We start from the raw sequence: 22,782 nt of genomic DNA on the forward strand, positions 1-22,782 counted from the left end.
GCGCTGCCTCAAACGCCGCCTGGCGCGCGTCGTCTTCACCCGACTGCGAGCCGACCACCACCCCCACCCCGCACTGCAAACAGCTGCCTAAACCTGCTCCTTGACATAGGAGCAACGCACGCTCGCGGGGAACGCGAGCCTAGATCTTGTCGCTCTGGGCCGCGTCGAGCAGCTCGCGGGCATGGGCGCGGCCGGTGTCGGAGTCGCCGAGGCCGGCCAGCATTCGCGCGAGCTCGGCGACGCGGTCGTCGTCGGTGACCCGCCGGACCACGCTGGTTCCCCTAGGTCCGACGCTGTGCACGACGAGATGCACGTCGGCGTACGCGGCGACCTGCGGCAGGTGCGTCACCACGATGACCTGGTGCGTGCGGGCCAGCCGCGCCAGCCGCCGTCCGATCTGCACCGCCGCGCGGCCACCGACGCCGGCATCCACCTCGTCAAACACCATCGTGGTGCCGGCCGCCGAGGCCGCCAGCACCACCTCCAGGGCCAGCATCACCCGCGACAGCTCGCCCCCGGACGCGCTCTTGGCCAGCGGCAGCACCGTCATCCCCCGGTGCGCGGCGAAGCCGAACTCGACCTGGTCGATCCCGTCCGCGCCGGCGCGGACGAGCTCGCCCGACGGCAGCGCCAGGGCGGCCGGGTCGTCCCGGTCGGCCGCGGGGTCGGCGGCGACGTCGATGGTGAACTCGGCGTCGGCCATCGCCAGGCCGGACAGCTCCGCGGTGACCTCCTTGGCCAACCGCTTGGCGGCCTTTCGGCGGGCTTTGCCGAGATCGGTTGCCGCTTCGGTCAATTCGGCGGCCAACTCGTCGACGCGGCGCTCCAGTGCGGTGAGTGTCTCCTCGGACACGTCGAGTTGTGCCAGCCGTTGCCGAGACTCGCCGGCCCAGCGCAGCACCCCGTCGATGTCCGCGGCGTACTTGCGGGTCAGGCTCCGCAGTTCGGCCTGGCGGGCGAGCTTCGACTCCAGCGCGCTGGCGTCGGTCGGCAGTTCGTCGAGGAAACCGCCGAGTTCACGCGCCGCCTCGACGATGACGGTCAAAGTCTCGTCGAGTTGCGCGGCCAGGGACCGCAGGGCGGCGTCGTCCGTCGACTCCAGCGCCGCCCGGGCCCGCCCGACGCACTCGGCAGCACCGACGCCGTCCTCGGCCGACAGCGCCTCGCGCGCCGTGGCCGCGACCTCACGCAGCGTGTCCAGTTCCGAGAGCCGCACGATGTCGGCCACCAGCGCGTCGTCCTCGCCGGGCTGGGGGTCGACGGTGTCAATCTCGTTGAGCGCGAACTTGAGCCGGTCGGCCTCCTGGGCCAGCTCGCGGGTACGGTTGCGGCGGTCGACGAGGTCGCCGCGCGCCGACAGCCACGCGTCGCGCAGCTTGCGGTAGCGCTCCAGCGCCGGGCCCGTGCCGGCGAACCGGTCCAGCGCGCCGCGCTGCTCCTCGGGCCGCATCAACCGCAGCTGGTCGTTCTGCCCGTGCAGCGTGAGCAGCTCGGTGGTGAAGTCCCCCAGCGATTTCGCGGGCACGCTGCGGCCGCCGAGGTAGGCGCGGGAGGGGCCCTCGCGACTGACCGACCGCAACGCGATGACGCTGCCGTCCTCGTCGCGCTCGGCCCCGGACGCGTCCAGCATCCCGTCCAGACGCGCCGACGTGGCGTCGTCGAGATCGGTTGTGGTGAAACGGCCTTCGACGACGGCGCGGTCGGCGCCCGACCGCACCCGGGTGGCGTCGGCGCGCGCGCCGCCGAGCAGGTGCAGCCCCGTCACCACCATGGTCTTGCCGGTGCCGGTCTCGCCGGTGAGCACGGTGAGGCCACGGCCGAACTCCCCCACCGCGGCGCTGATCGCGCCGAGTGATTCGATGCGGATCTCGGTCAGCATGCAGTGAGCACCGTCGGCAGCGCCGTTACTTCCCGCGCCACCCGGTCACCGGCAACCGGAACTTGCGCACGAGGCGGTCGGTGAACGGGGCGCTGTCCAGGCGCGCCCATTTCACCGATGTGCCGCAACGCTTCACCTCGAGCCGGCCGCCCGCCGGGATCAGCATCTCGCGGCGGCCGTCACAGAACACCAGGGCGTCGTGCCCGTCGCCCTCGATCTCGATCGCGATGGTCGCCTCGGGGCTGGTGACCATGGGCCGGCTGAACAACGCGTGAGCGTTGTTGGGCACCACCAGGATCGCCTCGAGATCGGGCCACAGCACCGGACCGCCCGCGGAGAAGGCGTACGCGGTGGACCCGGTGGGCGTCGACACCAGCACCCCGTCGCAACCGAACGACGACACCGGCCGGCCCTCGATCTCCACGACCACGCCCAGCACGCCGAGGCGCGGGCCCTTCTCCAGGCTGGCCTCGTTGAGCGCCCAGCCGTGCCGGATCACCTTGCCACCCTGGTGGACCGACACGTCGAGCGTCAGGCGGTCCTCCACCCGGTAGTCCCGGGAGACCACGTGCTCCATCACCCGGTCGATAGCCTCGGCCTCGGCCTCGGCCAGGAAGCCGATGCGGCCGAGGTTGACGCCCAGCACCGGAATGCCGACGTTGCGGGCCAATTCGGCCGCCCGCAGGAAGGTGCCGTCACCGCCGAGCACCAGCACGAGCTCACAGCCTTCGGCGGCCATTGGGTCGGCGTCCACCACGTCGATCTCGACGCCCATGTCCCGCATGTCACCGGGCGACACGTGCAGCGGGCCTCGGTCGACCGCCTCGGCGGAGAGCACCCGCAGCCCGATTCCGTTGTCGCCCAATACTTTCTGCACCCGGCGCGCGGTCTCGGCGACCTCGTCGCGGCCGGTGTGCACCACCATCAACACGGTGCGGGTCATGAGGGGCCCTCCACTACCGCACGACGCACCGCGTCCTCCAGCCCCTCATCCGACAGCCCCCGATCCGTCTCGGCGCGCAACCACAGGAAGTATTCGACATTGCCCGACGGCCCCGGCAGCGGGCTGGGGGTGACGCCCACGGTGTGCCAGCCCAGGTCCCGCGCGCACCGCGCCACGCTCAGCACCGCCCCGGCGCGCAGCCCGTCGTCGCGGACCACGCCGCCGGCGCCCACCTGGCCCTTGCCCACCTCGAACTGCGGCTTCACCATGGGCACGATATCCGCGGCGGGCCAAGCGCATCCAATCAGCGCGGGCAGCACGGTCGTCAGCGAGATGAACGACAGGTCGGCCACGATCAGGTCGACTTTGCCGCCGATCGCCTCGGGCGTCAGGTGGCGGGCGTTGGTCCGCTCGACGACGACCACCCGCGGGTCGCTGCGCAGCGACCAGGCCAGCTGGCCATAGCCGACGTCGGCGGCCACCACCTCGGCGGCACCCCGGTCCAGCAGGACCTCGGTGAAGCCGCCGGTCGACGCGCCGGCGTCGAGGCAGCGACGGCCGGCGACCGGGATTTCGAACGCGTCCAACGCGCCGATGAGCTTGTGCGCGCCGCGTGACACCCATCCTCGTTCCGCCTCGGCGGCGACGGTCAGGGCCGCGGTCGCGGCGACGGCGGTGCCCGGCTTCACCGCGGGCATGCCGTCGATGCGCACCTTGCCGGCGCCGATCAGCTCCGCGGCCTGCTGGCGAGAGCGGGCGAGCCCGCGCCGAACCAGCTCGGCGTCGATGCGGGCGCGGCGTGCCATGCGCGCACTCAGCCCTTCTCCGCCGACTCCAGCGCGCGCAGCAGCATGTCGTGCGCCTCCGACAGGCGCCGCGCGATCTCCTCGAGGTCGGCGAGCGACGGCCCGTCCTCGGCACTCTGCGGGTTCGCGAGGTCCGGCAGCTGGGCGACCAGGGCGTCGATGTCAGCGCGAAGCTGATCGGGATCGATAGTCATTGCGCTCCTACGCTAGTCCAGGGACCAGCGCCGCAGGGCGTCGCGGGCCCGGTCGTCGGCGGCCTCGATGCGCGACGGCCGCCCGTCGGAATTCCACACCGCACCGGCGACGGCGCGAACGATCGACAGCCCGTCCCCACTGCCGGCTCCCTCCGCGCCGTTGGCGCCCACCTTCACCGCCTCGCCGTCGACCTCGACGCGCCAGTCCGGCTGCGGCCCGACCGCCAGCTGGTCACCGTTGCGGTGCAGCGAGCGCAGGTCCTCGCCGATGTACGTGGGCCGGTGGACCGGTTCGGCGTAGACGGCCTCCCGGGCGGTGCTGACCCCGGTGAGCACCATCAGGCTGGGCAGCTTGGCGGCGTTTGCGCCCTCGATGTCGGTGTCCAACCGGTCGCCGACCACCAGGGGCGCGCGGAAATCGCCGCGGGCGACCGCGTCGTTCAGTAGCTGCGGGGCGGGCTTCCCTGCGACCTTGGGCTCGGCGCCGGTGGCGGCACGCAGCGCGGCCACCATGGAGCCGTTGCCCGGCAGCAGGCCGCGCTCGGTGGGCAGCGTGGGGTCGATGTTGGCCGCCACCCACAGCGCGCCGGACCGGATGGCCAGCGCGGCCTCCGCGAGGTCCGGCCAGGCGATGGTCGTGGACAGGCCCTGCACGACCGCGACGGGCTCCTCGTCGAACCGGCGCACCGGCCGCAACCCGACGGCGGCGACCTCGTTGGCCAGCGCCTGGGTGCCGACGATGAGCACCCGCGAGCCGGCCGGGATCAACGAGGCCAGCAGGTGCGCCGCGCTCTGGGCGCTGGTGACGACGTCGTCGCCGGACGCGGTGAAGCCGAGGTCGCGCAGGTGCGCCGCGACCTCCTCCGCGCTGCGGGAGGCGTTGTTGGTGACGAAGAGCTTGCGGCTGCCCACCTCGTCCAGCGACCGCACCGCGTCGTGCGTCGGGCGGGCGCCGCGAAACACCGTGCCGTCGAGGTCGATCAGCAGGCAGTCGTATTGCTGCGCAAGGCTTTTCACGTCACGCCAGCTCGCTCACGCGGTCCTCGGCATCGGTGACGCCGTCCACGTCGGCGGCCGCCGAGTGCAGAAACCATTGCAGCGCTTCGTCTTTGCGGCCGAGCGCCAGCAGCGTGTCGGCGTAGGCGTAGAACAGCCGGGCCGCCGTCACGCCCGTGCGGCCGGGGTCCAGCTGCGGCGTGGAGAGCACGGTCAGGGCCTGCTCGAGTTGGCCGAGGTCGGCGCGAGCGCCCGCGGCCACGATACGCAACTCGTCGGCGTCGTCGCCCTCCAGCTGGGCCGCCTCGGGCCCGCGGGCCAGCTCGATCGCGCGTTCCGGACGGCCAAGGCCGCGTTCGCAATCCGCGATCAGCGCGAGCAGCGACGACTTGCTGCCCATCCTGCGGGCGGCCCTCAGCTCGGCCAGCGCCTGCGCCCAGTCGCCGCAGCGGTAGGCGGCGATTCCGACCGCCTCCCGCACGGCGGCGATCCTGCTGGAACGGGCCCGAGCCGCGCGGGCGTGGTCCAGGGCGGCCTCGGGATCCTCGTCGAGCAGATCGCCGGCGGCGACCAGGTGGCGCGCCACTGCGTCGGCCGTGGCGCGGTCCAGGGTGCTGAGCTCCCGACGAATCTCGGGCGCCAGTTGTCGGGCCTCCACGTCGGGCGGGATCGCCGGCGCATTGGGCGGATTGGGCGCCTCGTGCTGAGCGCGCTGGCCGTTACCGCCGCCCCTCGGCGGAGCCGAGCGGGCGCGCCCGGGTCCCGACCACTTGCCGGAGCCCGGCCGCGGCCGTCGTTCACCGCCGCGCCCCTGCCTGTCGTCGACCACGCTGCCGAGGATACGGGCTCGCATGGACCCGGTGGACGGCGTCATCGGCCAAGGGCCGTTCCGGCTAGTCGACGATGATTCCGCCGGTCACTTCCCGACCGGCTGCGCATGAAGGACCCCCGCGTACTGGCGCTCGATCGCCTTGGCCGCCCCGGTGCGCCACGTGTGCGCCACCGACTCGGACATCGGGTCGGGGAAGATGTCGTCCGCCCCGTGCTCGACTCCGTCGAAGATGGCTCGCGCCACCGAACCCGGTGCGGACTTCGGGATGTCAAGGCCTGCCGTCATGTCGGTGTCCACCGGGCCGGTCAGTACGGCATGTACGCGAACGCCTCGACCGGCGAGCAGTGCGCGCAGCGATTGCGTGAGGTTGAACGCGGCCGCCTTGGAGATCGAGTAGGCCGGGATGAGCGGCAACGGGGCCAAGGCGTTGACGGAGAGGTTGTTGACGATGGCTCCTCTGGAGCGAGCCAGCAGGGGCAGGAATGCGGAAGCGACGTCGTACGTGCCGAACAGGTTGACGGCGAGGTGCTTTTCGAGCACGGAGCGGTCGCTCAGGTCGTCGTAGAGCGCCACGCCGGCGTTGTTGATGAGGATGTCCAGAGATCCCACTCGTTCGACGGCGGCGCGAATCTGTGCGGCGTCGGTGACGTCGAGGAGCAGGGGCGTGACGCGCTCATCGGGGTGCGCCACGGGCCGGCGCATCGCGGCGTAGACCCGTCGCGCGCCTCTCGTCAAAGCTTCGTCGACCAGCGCCTGTCCGATTCCTCGGTTGGCCCCCGTGATCAGAACGGTCTTGTCGGCAATCGTCATCATTCCTCCTCAGCGGTAAATCGATAGCTGTCGAAGGTGTAGAGACGGCAACGCCGCGAAATTAAGCGCCCGTTGGGCGCCCAGTTCACGGCCACGCTGCCGGGCTCTACGTCCGCACCGTCACCGGCGGCCTCACCTGGCCATGACCCCTATCGCTGCCCGAATGAACAATCAACGCACGCCGGCGTGGCGGCGGGCGAGAATCGCGGCGGTCTGCGAGTCGGCGGGCAAGAACGCTTCCAGGCGCAGCTCCGACACGTTGACGTCGAGCGCCGTGACGAACGTCGCGATCGTTGCGACCAGCCGCACGTCACCGTCGGGACAGCGCAGGTGTAACGGCACCGCGAAGCCCACGGATTCGACGGGCCCGGCGCCGGGTGCCGGCACTCCGTATCCCTCGAGTTCCTCGATCAGCGCCTCGATGCGCGGGTGCGGGCCACGGTCGCGCAAGCCGTGCAGGATGTGGCGCCGCCAGTCATCGAGATTGACGATGCGCGCCGCCATGCCGTCGGGATGCAGCGCGACGCGCAGCACGTTGACCGGCGCCTCCAGCAGCCACCCGGCCACCCCGTCGGTCAGCAACCCCAACGCGCTGTTGGCGGCGACCAGCTCACCGAAGCCGTCCATGACCATTGCCGGATATGGCAAATGGCCGTCGAGGACATGCTGCAAGGCTTCGCGCACGGGTTGCAGCAGCGGCGCGTCCGGCGGTGACTCCGGATGCGCGGGCGCGAACCCCGCCGCCGTCAGCAGCGCGTTGCGCTGCCGCGGCGTCAGCTCGAGCGAGTCGGCCAGCCGGCTCACGATGTCGCGGCCGGGCGCCGACCGGCCCTGCTCGAGAAAACTCAGGTGTCGCTGCGTGGTGCCGGCGTCGTTGGCGAGGTCAACCTGGCTGAGCCGGCGCCGATTGCGCCATTCGCGCAGCGCGGCGCCGAAGTCGGCCTGCATGGCAACGGACATGAATACAGTCAACCCATCCCCGACGCTGGGCGCTATTCCTTGCAGGGAATTGCCGCCCACCCGTGCGGGCGACACGATCGCGGTATGACTGAGACGATCCACCTCGGTGTCATGCCGCCCCTGGCTGCCGAGCACTGGGCCGGTGCCGACCTGCGCCGGCTTGTCGACTTCGCCCGCACGATCGAGGATCTGGGCTTCGACTCGGTGTGGGCGAACGACTCGCTGGTGCGGCCCCGCATCGAAGCACTGACATTCTTGTCGGCAGCCGCCGCGGTCACCGACCAGATCACCCTGGGGACCGCCGCCCTGCAAACCGTGCTACGCCGACCGGTGCAGACCGCGCAGGTTCTGGCCTCCATCGACCAACTGTCGCAGGGGCGATTGGCCGTGGCGGTCGGCGCCGGATTTCCGGGATTGTCAGAGGTGGAATACGCCGCCTCCGGGGTACCGTGGGCGCGACGGTTCGCGCGGCTCGACGATACCGTCGCACTGTGGCGCCAACTCTGGAACACCAAGGATCCCAGCTCGTTTCACGGGTCCGTGTTGCATCTTGACGATATCCCCGCCGGCATCAGGCCATACAACGCCGCCGGCCCGCCAGTATGGCTGGCCGGCGACACCCCCGGCGCTCGGGCACGAACCGGCCGGATGTACGACGGGTGGCTCCCGTATCCACCCGCCCCGGAAAGTTATCGGTCGGGTCTGCGCGAGGTGCGCGCCGCCGCCGAGGGCTCCGGCCGCGGTGCCGACGCCGTCACGCCAGGCTTGTTCGTCACCGTGCTCATCACGGAAGATGCCGACGGCGGCCGGGCCGCGCTGGACCACTTCGCCACCGCCACATATGGATTCGGCATCGACATCGTCGAGCAGATCCAGACCTTCGCCGCGGGGACACCCGACGCCGTCGCCGCGCGGCTCGCGAGTTTCATCGAGGCCGGAGCTCGCCACCTGGTCTGCCGCCCGGGTGTTCTCGGTCCCGACGGGTTCGTCGAGCAGCTGCACCGGCTGCGGGCCGTCAAGGAGGCGCTGCGATGACCGCGACGTCGGCCGTGCGCCCGGGCCCGGATCGCGATCAGACCATGGCGGGTCTTCTGAACCAATACGGCTCATTCGCCGAACTCATTGGCGCATTGGATGCTTTGGAGTGGACCCGCCGAACGCGCTGCGCCGGCTGGCAAGTGCGCGACGTCGCCGGCCACGTGGTGGGACAGGCAATGGACGTGGTCGGCGGCACGATCGGCAGTCGCACGCCCGATGACCAGGCCGCGGCCCTGCGCGGCGAATCCCCCACCGCGCTCGCGGCATCGTTGCGCAGCGCGATGGATTCGGTGTCAGGGCTGATGACGGTGTTCGACGACGCGCTCTGGTCAGCGCCCAGCCCCGCACCCGGGCTCACGATTGGCCAGGGCATGCACGCGCTGCTGCAGGACGCCTACGTGCACGGCGACGACATCCGCGCCGCCCTGGGCCTGCCCTTCGATCCCGGCCCGGGCCTGCACGCCAGCCTCGACTTCGTCCTCGGCGCATTGCTCCGCGACGAAACCGCGGCCGCCGAACCAGCGATCGCGAAGCTGCTGACCGTCCCCGCCGAAGGCTTCGGCGAGAGAACCGGCATGGCGCCGCACGATTTGCTGCTCGCCGCCACCGGCCGGTCCGATCCGGCGCGCCTGCGCCTACCCGACACGATCAACATCTTCCGCTGAACCCCGCCGTGACACTGAAAGCTGGCACCATGAACACTTCCCATCACGCCACCGACCTTCCCTCCCTCCCGTTCGCCGAGACTTTGCGGATCGGCGTTGGGGAGGTGACCGCCGAACAGGTGACTGCCACGATGGCGTGGGCCGAGCATCTGTGCACCACCGGCGGCATTCTGCACGGCGGAGCGCTCATGGCCTTCGCCGACACCGTGGGCGCCATATGCGCAGTCGCCAACCTGCCGGAGGGCGCGGGCACCTCCACCATCGAGTCGAAGACCAACTTCTTCCGCGCGGTACGCGGCGGCGTCGTGACCGCTACATGCAATCCCTTGCACGTCGGCCGCAGCACCATCGTCGTGCAGACGAACTTGACCGATGATCGCGGCAAACGAGTCGCTCAAGTCACCCAGACCCAGGCCGTATTGGGCCCGTAAGAAGGTTGCCGCGCGTCAGCCGGGGAGCCGGTTCGACAGCAACGGCGCCAGCAGCGCCGGGCAGTAGGTGGCGATCGCGATGATGCTGAACACGCCCGCCGCCTCCTGCGACATCCCGGAGGCGTCGGCCGCGGCGGCGACGGCCGAGTCGAACGTGCCGCCCGGCCGCACGACGTCGGGGCAGACCGACTGCCCGAGGGCCGTGGCGGTGCCGGGCTCGGCGACCGGGACGCCCGCGTTCGTCAACGCCCTGAGGAAGGCGTCGCCCATCAGGTCCGCGTGGGCGGGGGCGGGCAGCGCGGCCGTCAGGCCGGCCATGCCCGCGGTGACGCCCAGGATCCGGAGCGCGGTCAACGTCGGAAGCATCGTGACAACGGTGGTCGGTGAGGATCACGTCCTCGACACGGCGGAGACACGGCGTGGCAACGCTTTGCGTATTAAGGCCCGTCGACCCGTTGCACTCCGGCGATGTTGCGCTTGCCGCGGCGCAGCACGAGCCACCGCCCGTGCAGGAAGTCCCCGGGCTGCGGCGCCCACTCCTCGCTCTCGATGCGGGTGTTGTTGACCGAGACGCCGCCCTCGCCGATGGTGCGGCGCGCCGCCTTCCGGCTCTCGGAAAGGCCCGTCGCGACCAGCAGGTCGACGATCCCGTCCGGCTCGCCGGGCTTGAGCTCGGCGACCGGGGTCTCGCGCAACGCGGCGGACAGCGTGGCCTCGTCCAGCCGATCGAGTTCGCCCTGCCCGAACAGCGCCCGGCTGGCGTGCTCGACGGCTTCGGTGGCCGCTTCGCCGTGGACCAGCACGGTCAGTTCGTGGGCGAGGCGCCGCTGCGCGGCCCGTTGCTGCGGGCGCTCGACCGTGGCCTGCTCCAGCTCGGCCAGCTCGTCGGCGGACAGGAAAGTGAACCAGCGCAGGTAGCGGATCACGTCGGCGTCGGCGGTGTTCACGAAGTACTGGTACCAGGCGTACGGGGTGGTCATCTCGGGGTCGAGCCACAGGCTGCCGCCGCCGGTGGACTTGCCGAACTTGGTGCCGTCCGCGGCGGTCACGAGCGGGACCGTCAGCGCGTGCACCGACGCGCCCAGCTTCTGCCGCACCAGGCGGACGCCCGCGATGATGTTGCCCCACTGGTCCGAGCCGCCGATCTGCAGCGTGCAGCCGTAGCGGCGGTGCAGTTCGACGTAGTCGTTGGCCTGCAAGAGCATGTAGCTGAACTCCGTATAGGAGATGCCCTCGCCTTCGAGGCGGCGCCGGATGGTGTCGCGGTCCAGCATCACGTTGACCGAGAAGTGCTTGCCGATGTCGCGCAGGAACTCGATCGCCGACAGCGGCGCGGTCCAGTCGAGGTTGTTGACGACGAGCGCGCCGGTTTCTGAGGTGTCGAAGTCGACGAAGCGCTCCAGCTGTCCGCGGATCTTCTCGGTCCACTCGGCGACGGTGTCGGCCTCGTTGAGGCCGCGTTCGCCGACGTCGCGCGGGTCGCCGATCATGCCTGTGGCGCCGCCGGCGAGCACGATGGGCCGGTGGCCCGCCCGTTGGAACCGCCGCAGCGCCAGCAGGGGCACCAGATGGCCGGCGTGCAGGCTGGGCGCGGTCGGGTCGAAGCCGGCATACACGGTCAGCGGCTCGCGCCGGGCGTCGGCGGCGAGCGCGTCGAGGTCGGTGGACTGCGCGATCAAACCGCGCCAGCCGAGTTCGTCGAGGATCCCGGAAGACATCGCGCACGACTCTAGTCGCTCGCACCGCCACGATTCGCCCGCGCGCCGCTCTGTAAGGCAAGCTAACTAGGTGGCGCATCGTCGCGCCATCGACTTCCCCGTACGCGCACCCAACAACGCGGAGCGTCATGGACAACCGATACTGGCCGCTGGTCGTCGCCGTCATCATGCTCGCTCTCGGGCTGACGCTCACGATCGATGACTTCAAGCGGGCCGCCACGCTGCGCAAACCACTGGCCGTCGCGCTTGCCTGCCAGTCGCTGTTGCTGCCCGCCCTGTGCCTGCTGATCGCCGAGGGCTTCCACCTCGAACCGCATCTGGCGGTCGGGCTCATGCTGATGTCGGCGACGCCCGGCGGGACGATGTCGAACCTGCTCAGCCACCTGTTCAACGGGGACCTGGCCCTTAACCTCACCATGACCGCAATCAACGCCGTCCTGTCGATCGTGGCCCTGCCCGCGATTCTGGCGGTATCCATGACGTGGTTTCTGGGCCAGGGGCGGTTCCTCCCGCTGCAGCTGGACAAGTTCGGGGCGGTGATCGGCCTTGTCCTGGTGCCCATCGCGATCGGGGTTGCCATCCGTCACCGATTCCCCGCGCTGGCCAGGCGACTGCAGAAGCCGGTCCGAATCGCCGCGGTCGCGCTGCTGGCGCTCGCCATCGTCGCGGCCATCGCCGGGGGACGAACGACGCTGTGGCACAACATCGGACTTTTGACCGGGGCCGTCGTCGCCTTCTGCGCGGTGAGCCTGACCGTCGGCTACCTGGCGCCCCGCCTGATGCGGCTGGCCCCGCGGCAGGCCGTTGCGGTCAGCCTGGAGGTCGGCATGCACAACGCCGTCGTGGCCATGGGCATTGCGTTGAGCCCCCAGCTGCTGAACAGCGCCGTAATGGCCACGCCGGCAGCGGTATACAGCGCCGTCGCGCCACTGCTGGCCGTGGCGTTCGTTCTCCTGGCCCGACGGGTCGACCCGGCCTTCCGCGCCGTCTCCCCCGCCGCCGTCTAGTCACTCATCCCAGGGGCGGGAGCGCGTGGGCTGCGCCGGTAGGCCGAGACTTCCTGGCGCCCGGCCAGCCACAGCCGCCACGGCCGGTCGGCGGCCTGGCTGACCCCGACCCGCGGACCGTAGACGGCGGTCAGGGGCTTGCGCAGTTGCACGGTCACCGGGCTGTCGGGGTCGAACAGGTCGAGGCCGTTGTCGTCCATCGTGATTCCCAGCGCCGAGCACAGGTTGCCGGGACCGCGCGCGAGCGCCGCGGTGCGCACCAGTTCGCCGCGACGGGCCCGCGCGACGTCCGTGCCGTCCTCGAGGGCGGCGGCGCGCAGCAGCACCGCCGCGGCGGTGCCGTCGGGTCCGCACGAGACGTTGGCGCACACGTGGATGCCGTGGCTGCGATAGGTGTAGAGGCGGCCGGGCGGGCCGAACATGACGGCGTTGCGGCCGGACGGTCCGCGGTAGGAGTGGGCGGCGGCGTCCGGCCAGGGCCCGTCGGGGACCCCGCCGTAGGCCTCGACCTCGACGACGACCGCACGCACACCCCGTCCGACGAGGGTGGCACCGAGCAGTCGGCGCGCGGCCTCGACCGGGTCGACCAGCAGCCTGCCCGCCGTCACGCTTCGGTAACCTACCGGCACCGTCTTCGAGGAGCTCACACGATGCAAGGGATCGACCCCGCCGCCACGGCGTGGCTGCTGGCCAGCACGGCGCTCGTGCTGCTGATGACACCGGGCCTGGCCATCTTCTACGGCGGCATGGTCCGCACCACCGGCGTGCTCAACATGATCATGATGAGCTTCATCTCGATCCCGCTGGTCACGGTGGCGTGGCTGCTCGTCGGCTACACGCTGGCGTTCTCCGAGGACGGGGCGGGCGGGTTCATCGGCAACCTCGCGCACATCGGGATGCTCGGCATCACCCCCGACTCCCGCCACGGCGCCGTCCCCGAACTGCTGTACGCCACGTTCCAGTTGACCTTTGCGATCATCACCGCCGCCCTGGTGAGCGGCGCGATCGCCGACCGGGCAAAGTTCGCCGCCTGGATGGTGTTCGTCCCGGTGTGGGGCATCGCCGTGTATTCGGTGGTGGCCCACTGGGTGTGGGGAGCCGGCGGCTGGCTGGCCAAGCTGGGCGTGCTCGACTACGCGGGCGGTCTGGTGGTCGAGATCGTCTCGGGCTCGTCGGCGCTGGCGCTGGCGCTCGTGCTGGGACCGCGAATCGGGTTCAAGAAGGACGCCATGCGCCCGCACAACCTGCCGCTCGTCCTGCTCGGTGTCGGGCTGCTGTGGTTCGGCTGGTTCGGGTTCAATGCCGGCTCCGCGATGGCCGCCAACGGCACCGCCGCGGCCATCTTCCTCAACACCCTCGTCGCCGGGTGTCTCGGCATGCTCGGCTGGCTGTCGGTCGAACAGATCCGCGACGGCAGGCCGACCACGTTCGGCGCGGCGTCCGGGGTGGTGGCCGGACTGGTGGCGATCACGCCGTCGTGCGGAACCGTCAACACGCTGGGCGCCGCGGTCGTCGGCCTCGCGGCCGGCATCGTCTGCTCGTTCGCGGTGGCGGTGAAGTTCCGCCTCAACTATGACGATTCGCTCGACGTGGTCGGTGTGCACTTCGTCGGCGGCGTCGTCGGGGTGTCGTTGATCGGGCTGCTCGCGACGGCGGTCATGACGTCGGGCCCGCGGGGGCTGTTCTACGGCGGCGGGTTCGGCCAGCTGGGCAAGCAGTCATTGGCGATCGTGGTCGTCGCGCTGTACGCGTTCACGGTGTCCTACCTCATCGCGAAGGTCATCGACCGGGTCATGGGCTTCCGGGTCAGCGCCGAAGACGAGACCACCGGCGTCGACTTCACCCAGCACGCCGAGACGGCCTACGCCGAGGGCGTGCAGGGCCACCTGCCGCTGCGCCGGCCGGGACCGGGCACTCCCGAGTAGCCTCGCCCACCGCGCATCTCGCGACGCCCCCTTGACAACTCGCCCATCCGGGCGGATATTCATCACATGATGAGTTCATCTAGTGATGAATTACTCGCCAAGGGCCACTTCCCGGCCGTTCAGATTGAGCACTTGCGCGTCATGCGCGGCAAACGGCCTGCGCTGCACGACTTTTCGGTGCATATCGCGCAGGGCACCATCACCGGCATCCTCGGCCCGTCGGGCTGCGGGAAGACGACCCTGATGCGCTGCATCGTCGGCACCCAGATCGTGACGTCGGGCACGGTGACCGTGCTCGGCCGCCCGGCGGGCAGCCCCGCCCTGCGCCGCCGCGTGAGCTACATGCCGCAGGACCCGACGATCTACAACGACCTGCGCATCATCGACAACGTCCGCTACTTCGCCTCGCTGTACGGCTTCGACAGCCGCGCCGCCGACGTCGCGATCGACGGGGTCGGCCTGACCGACCACCGAACCGCTTACTGCGGCAACCTTTCCGGCGGCCAGCGCACCCGGGTGTCGCTGGCCTGCGCGCTGGTCTGCCGGCCCGAACTGCTCGTGCTCGACGAGCCCACCGTCGGACTGGACCCGGTGCTGCGGGTCGATCTGTGGGAGCAGTTCACCGATCTCGCCCGCGGCGGTACCACCCTCCTCGTCTCCAGCCACGTCATGGACGAGGCCGACCACTGCGGCGACCTGCTGCTCATGCGCGACGGCGCACTGGTCGCGCACACCACCCCGTCCCGACTACGAGAGGACACCGGATGCACGTCACTGGAGGACGCGTTCCTGTCCATCATCAGGCGCAGCACCACGCAAAAAGCCGGTTAGGCGGCGCCTCCCTCAAGCCGTTCGCGGCCACCACGACGCGGATCCTGCGCCAGCTGGCCGCCGACCGCCGCAGCATCGCGCTCATCCTGGTCGTGCCGGTCCTGGTGATCACGCTGATGTACTTCATGTTCGAAGACGCGCCACACCGCCCGGGCACCCCGACGCCGTTCAACAACGCGTGCCTGATCCTGCTGGGCCTGTTCCCGCTCTTCGTGATGTTCATCATCACCTCGATCACCATGCAGCGGGAACGCGCGTCGGGCACCTTGGAGCGCATCCTGACCACTCCTCTGCGCCGCCTCGACCTACTGATCGCGTACGGCACCGCCTTCTCGGTTGCCGCCGCGGCGCAAGCGAGCGTGGCGTGCGCCGTGTCGTTCTGGCTGCTGGGCTTCGACACCGCGGGCGATCCGCTGTGGGTGTTCGTCATCGCGATCGTCAACGCCGTCCTCGGCGTCGGGCTGGGTCTGCTGTGTAGCGCGTTCGCGCGCACCGAGTTTCAGGCCGTGCAATTCATCCCGCTGGTGATGGTGCCCCAGTTGCTGCTGGCCGGCATCATCGTGCCTCGGGCGATGATGGCGCACTGGCTGCTGTTGATCAGCGATGTCCTGCCGGCCAGCTACGCGCTGGAGGCGCTGCAGCAGGTGGGCGCCCATCCCGAGCTCACCGACGTCGCCGTGCGTGACATCCTTGTCGTCATGGGTTTCGCATTCGCGGCGCTGTGCCTGGCGGCGGCGACGCTGCGACGGCGGACGCCGTAAACGTGACGGAAACCAAGACCGGGCGCAGAAGGCCCGGGCGGCCGGCCGGGACCTCCGACACCCGGGACCGAATCCTGACCAGCGCGCGGGAGTTGTTCGCGCGCAACGGGATCGCCAACACGTCGGTGCGGGCGGTGGCCGCGGCGGCCGGTGTGGACTCGGCATTGGTGCACCACTACTTCGGCACCAAGGAGCGGCTGTTCGCCGCGGCGGTCCACATCCCGATCGACCCGATGGAGATCATCGTTCCGCTGCGCGAGGTGCCCGTCGAGCAACTGGGCCACACGATTCCGTCAAAGTTGTTGCCGCTGTGGGACTCCGAGAAGGGCGCGGGCTTCATCGCCGCACTGCGATCGGTGATCGCCGGCTCGGAGGTCAACCTGTTCCGGTCGTTCATCCAGGACGTCATCGCGGTCGAAGTCGGTACGCGCGTCGACGACCCGCCGGGCAGCGGCGTCATCCGCATCCAGTTCGTCGCGTCGCAGTTGGTGGGCGTGGTGATGGCCCGCTACATCCTGGAACTGGAGCCGTTCGCGTCGCTGCCGCCCGAGCGCATCGCCGACATGATCGCGCCGAACCTGCAGCGCTACCTCACCGGGGATCTGCCGGACGGCCTCGTTCCGTGAGCCGCGCGTGCTCGTCGTCGTCGACGTCGCGGGCCTCGTCGATCAGCAACACCGGGATGCCGTCCTCGATGCGGTACGCACGCCGCAGCCGCGGGTTGTAGAGCACGTCGTCGACGAGCAGCAGTGGGCCCCGGTCGGCCGGGCACACGAGAATGCTCAGCAGTGAATCGTCAACCATCACCACGCCCACTCAACCCAGTGCGTGCCCCGGGCGTCAACTTGCGGAACTCCCCGCTGTCCGCGTCGAAGTACCACGCCTGCTTGCCCGCCTTGGGAATCCCGGCGGCGCGCAGGGCGCTGACCGTCGGGCGGTAGGTCGCGCTGAACGTCATGTCCGGGCACACGTGCACGAGGTCGGGGCCCAGCCCGACGGGAATGTTGGCGACGGCCTCGGTGAGGTCGGCGGCCGTGATGCTGGCCCCCGGCAGCAGCGTCACCGCCGACACCGCCAGCTGTCCGTCGCCGACGGGCACGTTGTACGTCACCGCGAGGTCGACGCCGTTGATGCAGCCCAGCGCGTCGGTGACGGGCTCCGCGTAGACCAGCCCGCGCGCGGTGCGGATCACCGCCCCGCGCCGCCCCATCAGCCAGAAGTCGCCGTCGCTGTCGCGGCGGAACAGGTACTCGGTGGAGATCCAGGTGTCGCCCGCGGCGAAGACGCCCCGCTTCACCGACGCCGTCGGATCGATGGGGCCGTTGGACGCGGCGAGCAGGACGCCGACCTGGTTGGTTTCGGCGACCTGAACGAAGCCGCGTTCGTTCTCCAGGATCCGGTCGTGCTCGGGGTCGTAGGCGCCCAGCTCGATGCGGCCGGCGCCGGGCAGCGGGCGGCCCTTGCTGCCGATCTTCGCGCCGGACACGTTGGCCAGCACCGCCTGCCCGTCGGCGGTGGCGAAGAACTCGACGACGCGGGCCGGCGCGAACGCGTCGACCACCCGCGCCCACAGCCCGGTCGGCATGCCGGAGCCGATGAAGAGGCGGATCGGGTGGTTGCCGTGCAGCACGAAGGCGGGATCGTCGACGACCTCGCGCAGCATCGACCAGGTGTAGGAAACGACGGTGACGCCGTACTGGCGGACCTCTCGCACGAACCGGTCGCGGTCGAGGCCGCGCGACAACGCGATACGGGTGCCGCCGACGACCGAGCCGCCCAGGCTGACCAGAAGCGCCGACTCGTGGTGCAGCGGCGTCAGGCAGTACACGGTGTCGCGGCGGTCCAGGGCGGCCGTCGAGGCGGTCCCGAAGGCCGACACCGCCCAGCGGTAATTGGTGATCTGCTTGGCCACCAGCTCGCCGCCGGCCGAGGTAAAGGCGATGAACGCCAGGTCGCGGGCCAGCCCGGGATTGGGCCGGTACCAGGCGGGCAGCTCGACCGCGTCGGGGTCGATCTTCTCCATGTCGATGACGTCGGTGTCGTCGGGCAGGTGCAGGTTGCGCGCCTCCCCGCCGCCCAGCACCAGCGTCTGCACGGGCAGGTCGCGGGCGGCGTCGAGGTTGGTGGGGTCGGTGAGGATCTCGGTCACTCCCCCGAGCCGGACCGACGCGACCAGGTCGGCGTCCGGCTTCATCACCACGGCGATGGCACCCAGGCGGGACAGGGCGGCGATGGCAACCAGCGCGCTAGGCCGGGTCTCCATCAGGACGCCGACGCGGTCGCCCTGCCGCACCCCGACGTCGATGAGCCCCCGGACCACGTTGTTGATGCGGCGGTTGACGGCCTCGTAGGTGTGCACCCGCCCGTCGAACAGCAGGAACTCGCCCTGCGGGGCGTCGTGCGCCTGCTCCTCGATGATGCGGCCCAGCGAGATCCGCGTGTGGTCGTTGATCTGGCCCAGGCGGACCAACCGCGGCAGGGTCCGCGCCGTCTCGACGGCCAGCGTGCGCATGGACTTGTTGGCCGCGACCATCGCGTCCGCGGTGCCGCGCATCAGCCCCAGCACACCGCCGGAGACCTCGCCGATTCCGTGCAGCAGCCGGGAGCTCAGCGCGACGCCGCTGTCGGTGTGCTCGGCCGGCTGGTCGGCCATCAGGTCGATGCCGGCCGGCTTGTCGCCGCCGGTGGACAGCCACTTCACCCACTCCGCGACGGTGGGCCAGCTCTGCTGCGCGGCCTTCGAGCCGACGACAAGCCCGAAATGCCCTGTGCGAATGTCTTTTTCGTATACCTCCGCGTCGGGCGCCGCCCGCCGGATCCCACGCACGGACGCCGGCTGGCCGATGTCGTCGACCTCGCCGACGAACGCCAGCACCGGGCAGGTGATGTCGGTGAGCGTCACCAGCTGGCCGTTGATGACGAAACCGCCGGTCATCATGCGGTTGTGCGCGATGAACTGCCTCAGCAGTTCGGAAACCGCCGGGCCGGACCAGGCGATCCAGCCCTCGCGCTCGAGGAACCGGCGCTGCTGCTCGCGGGGCAGCAGCGCTTCGCGGTCGTGGAGCTGGCGCACGAAATCCACCCGGGCCTTGGCGGTCTTGAGCGGGTCCAGCAGTTGGAAGCCGGTGCGCGCCATCCAGCTCGGGATGTCGAGCCGGTTGAAGACGTGGTCGGCCATAAAGCCGGCGGCCGGGGCGGCGAAGTTCGCCGGGATGCCCATCGGCAGGGCGGCCAGGGTGTCGACCGGCGAGCCGAACGCGACGATGCTGGCGAGGTTCTTGGATCGCCGGTAGGCGGCGACCTGGTAGCACCACATCCCGCCCTGCGAGTACCCGACGAGGTGCACGTCGCTGCCGGTGGTGTTCTTGACGGTGTCGATGGCCTGGCTGAGCGCGACGATGTGATCGGCGAGGTTGCGCTGCATGCCGCCCTCGACCTTGTCGGGGGAACCGAAGTCGATGACCCACGGGTCGAGCCCATTGGCGTGCAGGATGCCGACCGCCCCCTCGTCGCGGGTGACGTCCCACATGTCCGCCGACATCATCATCGGGTGCACCATCAAGACCGGCGGCCCCACCTTGCGCTGCCCCGGCCGGCTGTCCGGCGGGAAGTACCGCCGGAGCTTGTACATCGGCACGCTCTCGACGATCTGGGACGGCGACGGGACACTCCCCGTTTCCAAGCCCCCCAGCCGCAAGACCTCCAGGCCGTTCTGCGCCGTAGCGATCAGCCGCTCGACAGGTCGCGTCACCACCGACAAATTCAGATCCACCGCTGCTCCCTGACTCGTTTACAGCTTGGTCATCATGGCACATCGGGGAACGCGGTGGTTCTGGCCAGGCGGTTTGCCGGTGAGTGGGCTCGTTCGCGACGCGTGCGGCGCCGGCCCCGCGCATGCAGTGCGGGGGTGATGCGCTCGCGCACCACCCCCGTCCCGGTCAGGCGTGCGGGCAGAACATGCCGAGAATCTGCTGGCAGTTGTCCCGGGTAATCAGGGCCGGCGGCGGCGGGGGCTTCGGCGGCGGGTTGTCGCCGTCCCAGATCATGCTCGAGACGTTGCCCATGCCGGAGTAGAGGTAGTAGTACGTGTGGCACCTCGACATGTCCCAACCGCGGAACGGGTCGGTGACATGGTTGCCGGTTGCCGGCAGCGGCTCGCCCGGGCACCAGTGGTGTGCCGGGCCCCAGTCGGGGCTGTCCATGGGGATCGGCGCGGGAAGGGGATTAGCGGCGGCGGTTCCGGTCGCGATGCCGAGGGCGCCCACCGCGAGCCCGCCGGAAAGCAACGCCCCGGCGATGATCTTCTTCAGGGTCGGGGTGGTGTGCATGGAGGTTCCTTTCGCTGTCCTTGGGCCGTGAGGTTGTGGCCGACTGGCATAAGCGTTTCGTCGGCGATGAGCTACCGATCCCAAAGATGTGCTGGAGTGCGTCCCCGGTTGTACGGTCGCAGCTGGCCCCGTTCCGGGAACGGGAGGTGAAAACCTTGGGTGACGGTTCCTGGCGACATTCGACGGACCGCAGCGAGCGATCCGCTGCGTCATGGCAATTCGCGAGGGGGTGCGTTCGCTGGGTATCGAGGTGCGGCACTCGCCAGCTCAAGGGCGTCCCCGGCGAGTGGCGGCTGCTCGCCGTCGGCTCTGCCTAGAACGGTGGCGGGTCACCATCGGGCGGGGCAGGTCCAAACTCACTGCGAGCTTTCGCATTTCGGGCAAGGCGGGCGTCGCGGTTGTGTTTGCGTTCGGTGGCGATGCGCGAGGCGCGGTCCTGAGCGCGGGTTCGGTTGCGGGTGGGCATCATCGCGGTGCGCTCGGCGCAGGGCTCGTTGCGCGGCGGAAAGGTCGGCGCGGGCCCGGTCGGTGCGCACAGGGAGGGAAACAACAAAGCACTACCCGGGGTGGTGACATAGATACGCCCGCCGGGCAGCCTCCAGATCACCGTCCCATCAGGGAGCTGCTCGTCTTGCCACCCGCAGAACGTTTTCAACAAATGATGAAGCCGGCAAAGGCATTTCACGTTCGAAGCGTGCGTCGCACCGCCCTGGCCGTAAGGGATGGTGTGGTCGATGTCGCAGTGCACCGCCGGGCGGTCACACCCCGGGGCCCGGCACGTCAGGTCGCGGCACCGCACGAAATCGGCCAACGCCTTGGACGGGGTGTAGCCGGTCTCCGCGGCGGCGTCCAGACCCGGGTGCACCAGCGGGACCAGCTTGGCTGAGGCGGTCAGTTCGGCGAGCAGTTCGGCGGTGATCAACCCGTCCGCGCTGAGCTCTGAGCCCGGGGCATCGCCCCGGCCGGCCACGGTGGCCTGCTCGGCGAGCACATGAATCACCACCGGCGACGCCGGGCGCCGCCCCCCGGCTGCGCAATCATCGCGCCCACAGCGACACCCCAACCGGTCCGCGCCGACCGCCAACGCCCCCAACGCGTCGGCGCGGCGCTGCTCACGGGTCCGCGGATCGAGCGGGCACACCGTGGCCGCCAGCGCATCCAACCGCGCATCCAGGGCGTGGGCATCCGGGCTGACCAGGCTGCCCCGGATCAGGGCCATGCCGCCCTCGGTGTCGTCGATCTCGATGCGCCGATCTGTACGCGCCTCGCGGCGGCGGCGCACCGCATCGGCATCCAGGCGCGCGACGATCCGGTCCACCTGCCCGGCCAGCCGCGAGCGTGTCATCGACGGCCACCGCGCCACCCCGGCCGCCAACTGCGCATCGACCTGGGCGAGCACATCGGCGTCGTCGATCAAATCCGTGCGATGGACGATGGTGGCAAAGAACCGAAAGTCGATGTCCCCGGCCGCAAACACCTGGCTTACCAAGGGCAGGCGCTCGCGGAACGCCCGCGCGTGATGCAGCCGCGACAGGGCCAGCGCCGGCGAGACCCGCAACGCCGCGCCCACCTCGGCGGCCACCGCCTCCATCGTGTCGACCACCCACTCCTCGTCGGCCGCACCCTGCGCGTGCCGATGAGCGAACAACTCCCCGATCTTGGCCAACTGCCGGGCGGCGGCCTGATTCTCCGCGCGCGCCGCCGCCCCGATCTCACCAAGGAGGGCGGTCGGCGTCGGGACCGCTTCATCCCGCGGACGTTCTTCGAACATAGATTCGATTTTCGCACGAGCCTACGACAAATTTCAGCCTCGGCTTGACCCCAACCGCTCGCGATTCGAGGTCGGCATTCCTGTTCGCCCGCTGGGCGGAATGAAACGGCCGCACGAAGTTCGGCGGTTTAACCGCGGCCCCACCGGGTACGTAAGCAATGCGCACTGGCCGCGACAACCTCGTCGTGACCACCTCGGTTGAAACACCCAGCTGGCGCTTTCCCAATACTCTGCGCGGCCGCGTCGAATGCTGGCCGCCGGAGCGGTGTTTCACCCACTTTGTGAGGTGGTGGCTCTGCTGTGAACCGTTCTTCTCGCATCCGAGGGCCTTCCCGGCCCCGGGATCTCGCCATCCGATACAAGCCCGGCCATTGACCGTCGGAAGACGGCAGAGAGAGGACAATCAGATGTTGTTGCTACACAACGGCGGACGCCGCGCGAGCGAGGCCGCGGACCTGGTCGACCGGGCGCTCTACAACGTCTCCCACGGGCGCTTCGAACGCTCGCTGTCGGCGCTGACGGCCTTCGCCGCCGCCATCACCACCGGCGAGATCTACTTCGAGCACTACAAGGCCAGCTTCGGCAACAAGTGGATGTGGAGCCCGATCGTGGTGACCCCGCCCGTGGTCGTCGCCGGGATCGGCGGGGCGTTCTCGCGGCGGTGGGCCAAGGTCTGGCTGCCCATCACCGCCGGCGTCTACACCGCCAACGGGCTGCTGGGTGAGTACCTGCACGCCCGCGGCGTTGCCCGCAAGCCGGGCGGCTGGAAGAACGCGTCCTACAACGTCCCGATGGGGCCGCCGATCGTGGCGCCCGGATTGATGTGCATCGTCGGGGCGATGGGGTTGCTGGCCGCCGTCCTGCGCCGCGAACGGTGACGCGGGGGA

General features: G+C 70.3%; 24 protein-coding genes and 1 pseudogene. 10 read left to right on the forward strand and 15 right to left on the reverse strand.

Translation table 11 applies throughout. The features are described 5' to 3' along the window. Positions 1–139 precede the first annotated feature (139 nt). From recN to GPY60_RS16885, 8 genes are all read right to left on the reverse strand, one after another. Positions 140–1,879: a DNA repair protein RecN gene (gene recN, locus GPY60_RS16850; protein WP_156688832.1), complete on the reverse strand. Its 1,740-nt coding sequence runs from the start codon at positions 1,877–1,879 to the stop codon at positions 140–142. Between the two features lie 25 nt (positions 1,880–1,904). Then, a complete protein-coding gene (locus tag GPY60_RS16855; RefSeq protein WP_156688833.1) occupies positions 1,905–2,822 on the reverse strand; it encodes an NAD kinase in 918 nt (305 codons plus the stop codon). Beyond that, the gene (locus GPY60_RS16860; protein WP_156688834.1) at positions 2,819–3,628 is read right to left on the reverse strand and encodes a TlyA family RNA methyltransferase; all 810 of its coding nucleotides are present in this window, start codon (positions 3,626–3,628) and stop codon (positions 2,819–2,821) included. Before GPY60_RS16860 ends, GPY60_RS16855 begins: the two co-directional genes overlap by 4 nt. An 8-nt stretch (positions 3,629–3,636) precedes the next feature. Beyond that, a complete protein-coding gene (locus GPY60_RS16865; RefSeq protein ID WP_156688835.1) occupies positions 3,637–3,822 on the reverse strand; it encodes a hypothetical protein in 186 nt (61 codons plus the stop codon). Between the two features lie 12 nt (positions 3,823–3,834). Continuing rightward, the gene (locus GPY60_RS16870; protein WP_156688836.1) at positions 3,835–4,839 is read right to left on the reverse strand and encodes an HAD-IIA family hydrolase; all 1,005 of its coding nucleotides are present in this window, start codon (positions 4,837–4,839) and stop codon (positions 3,835–3,837) included. Between the two features lies 1 nt (position 4,840). Next, the gene (locus tag GPY60_RS16875) at positions 4,841–5,647 is read right to left on the reverse strand and encodes a tetratricopeptide repeat protein (protein WP_156688837.1); all 807 of its coding nucleotides are present in this window, start codon (positions 5,645–5,647) and stop codon (positions 4,841–4,843) included. Positions 5,648–5,734: 87 nt separating this feature from the next. Further along, on the reverse strand, positions 5,735–6,460 hold the full coding sequence (locus GPY60_RS16880) for an SDR family NAD(P)-dependent oxidoreductase (protein ID WP_156688838.1): 726 nt from the start codon (positions 6,458–6,460) through the stop codon (positions 5,735–5,737). A gap of 171 nt (positions 6,461–6,631) precedes the next feature. Continuing rightward, the gene (locus GPY60_RS16885) at positions 6,632–7,420 is read right to left on the reverse strand and encodes a helix-turn-helix domain-containing protein (RefSeq protein ID WP_156688839.1); all 789 of its coding nucleotides are present in this window, start codon (positions 7,418–7,420) and stop codon (positions 6,632–6,634) included. 84 nt (positions 7,421–7,504) lie between these two features. Here GPY60_RS16885 and GPY60_RS16890 point away from each other — a divergent pair, with 84 nt between their 5' ends. From GPY60_RS16890 to GPY60_RS16900, 3 genes are read left to right on the forward strand one after another with little or no spacing between them, the layout of a single operon-like run. After that, the gene (locus GPY60_RS16890; protein WP_156688840.1) at positions 7,505–8,455 is read left to right on the forward strand and encodes an LLM class flavin-dependent oxidoreductase; all 951 of its coding nucleotides are present in this window, start codon (positions 7,505–7,507) and stop codon (positions 8,453–8,455) included. Continuing rightward, positions 8,452–9,123 (forward strand): maleylpyruvate isomerase family mycothiol-dependent enzyme, encoded by a 672-nt coding sequence (locus GPY60_RS16895; RefSeq protein ID WP_156688841.1) that lies wholly within the window; start codon positions 8,452–8,454, stop codon positions 9,121–9,123. The genes GPY60_RS16890 and GPY60_RS16895 overlap by 4 nt, the downstream gene beginning before the upstream one ends. A gap of 29 nt (positions 9,124–9,152) precedes the next feature. Then, a complete protein-coding gene (locus tag GPY60_RS16900; protein ID WP_156688842.1) occupies positions 9,153–9,554 on the forward strand; it encodes a PaaI family thioesterase in 402 nt (133 codons plus the stop codon). Positions 9,555–9,569: 15 nt separating this feature from the next. Here GPY60_RS16900 and GPY60_RS16905 read toward each other — a convergent pair whose 3' ends face one another. Both GPY60_RS16905 and tyrS read right to left on the reverse strand, forming a co-directional pair. Further along, complete coding sequence (locus GPY60_RS16905) at positions 9,570–9,920, reverse strand: DUF732 domain-containing protein (protein ID WP_156688843.1); 351 nt, start codon at positions 9,918–9,920, stop codon at positions 9,570–9,572. A gap of 71 nt (positions 9,921–9,991) precedes the next feature. Then, a complete protein-coding gene (gene tyrS / locus GPY60_RS16910; protein ID WP_156688844.1) occupies positions 9,992–11,272 on the reverse strand; it encodes a tyrosine--tRNA ligase in 1,281 nt (426 codons plus the stop codon). 128 nt (positions 11,273–11,400) lie between these two features. Here tyrS and GPY60_RS16915 point away from each other — a divergent pair, with 128 nt between their 5' ends. Further along, positions 11,401–12,279, forward strand: coding sequence for a bile acid:sodium symporter family protein (locus GPY60_RS16915; protein ID WP_156688845.1), 879 nt, complete (start codon positions 11,401–11,403; stop codon positions 12,277–12,279). Here GPY60_RS16915 and GPY60_RS16920 read toward each other — a convergent pair. Then, positions 12,276–12,887 (reverse strand): DNA-3-methyladenine glycosylase, encoded by a 612-nt coding sequence (locus GPY60_RS16920; protein WP_156688846.1) that lies wholly within the window; start codon positions 12,885–12,887, stop codon positions 12,276–12,278. The two genes, GPY60_RS16915 and GPY60_RS16920, sit on opposite strands and share 4 nt — an antisense overlap. Positions 12,888–12,929: 42 nt before the next feature. On the opposite strand from GPY60_RS16920, the gene GPY60_RS16925 reads away from it, so the two are divergent. The 4 genes from GPY60_RS16925 to GPY60_RS16940 all read left to right on the forward strand — a co-directional run bounded on the left by GPY60_RS16925 (position 12,930) and on the right by GPY60_RS16940 (position 16,422). After that, a complete protein-coding gene (locus tag GPY60_RS16925; protein ID WP_156688847.1) occupies positions 12,930–14,204 on the forward strand; it encodes an ammonium transporter in 1,275 nt (424 codons plus the stop codon). A 66-nt stretch (positions 14,205–14,270) separates the two neighbouring features. Beyond that, complete coding sequence (locus GPY60_RS16930; protein WP_156688848.1) at positions 14,271–15,035, forward strand: ABC transporter ATP-binding protein; 765 nt, start codon at positions 14,271–14,273, stop codon at positions 15,033–15,035. Then, positions 14,969–15,796 (forward strand): ABC transporter permease, encoded by an 828-nt coding sequence (locus GPY60_RS16935; protein WP_197283705.1) that lies wholly within the window; start codon positions 14,969–14,971, stop codon positions 15,794–15,796. The genes GPY60_RS16930 and GPY60_RS16935 overlap by 67 nt, the downstream gene beginning before the upstream one ends. 2 nt (positions 15,797–15,798) lie before the next feature. Next, complete coding sequence (locus GPY60_RS16940; protein WP_156688849.1) at positions 15,799–16,422, forward strand: TetR/AcrR family transcriptional regulator; 624 nt, start codon at positions 15,799–15,801, stop codon at positions 16,420–16,422. Here the strand turns inward: GPY60_RS16940 and GPY60_RS16945 are convergent. From GPY60_RS16945 to GPY60_RS16955, 3 genes are all read right to left on the reverse strand, one after another. Beyond that, positions 16,388–16,600, reverse strand: a complete 213-nt coding sequence (locus tag GPY60_RS16945) for a Trm112 family protein (RefSeq protein ID WP_156688850.1) — start codon at positions 16,598–16,600, stop codon at positions 16,388–16,390. The genes GPY60_RS16940 and GPY60_RS16945 overlap by 35 nt on opposite strands. Then, positions 16,593–19,568 (reverse strand): acyl-CoA synthetase, encoded by a 2,976-nt coding sequence (locus tag GPY60_RS16950; RefSeq protein WP_156688851.1) that lies wholly within the window; start codon positions 19,566–19,568, stop codon positions 16,593–16,595. Before GPY60_RS16950 ends, GPY60_RS16945 begins: the two co-directional genes overlap by 8 nt. A gap of 166 nt (positions 19,569–19,734) precedes the next feature. Next, complete coding sequence (locus GPY60_RS16955; RefSeq protein ID WP_156688852.1) at positions 19,735–20,124, reverse strand: hypothetical protein; 390 nt, start codon at positions 20,122–20,124, stop codon at positions 19,735–19,737. Between the two features lie 107 nt (positions 20,125–20,231). Here GPY60_RS16955 and GPY60_RS27750 point away from each other — a divergent pair. Then, positions 20,232–20,380, forward strand: a pseudogene (locus GPY60_RS27750) (adenylate/guanylate cyclase domain-containing protein); the annotation flags it as partial. 57 nt (positions 20,381–20,437) lie between these two features. Here GPY60_RS27750 and GPY60_RS16960 read toward each other — a convergent pair. Then, positions 20,438–21,895: an HNH endonuclease signature motif containing protein gene (locus tag GPY60_RS16960; protein ID WP_156688853.1), complete on the reverse strand. Its 1,458-nt coding sequence runs from the start codon at positions 21,893–21,895 to the stop codon at positions 20,438–20,440. 407 nt (positions 21,896–22,302) lie between these two features. Here GPY60_RS16960 and GPY60_RS16965 point away from each other — a divergent pair, with 407 nt between their 5' ends. Next, a complete protein-coding gene (locus GPY60_RS16965; protein ID WP_156688854.1) occupies positions 22,303–22,773 on the forward strand; it encodes a hypothetical protein in 471 nt (156 codons plus the stop codon). The last annotated feature ends 9 nt before the right edge of the window (positions 22,774–22,782 follow it).

Origin of the sequence: Mycobacterium sp. Marseille-P9652 (assembly GCF_902652685.1) — a bacterium.
Lineage (GTDB): Bacteria > Actinomycetota > Actinomycetes > Mycobacteriales > Mycobacteriaceae > Mycobacterium.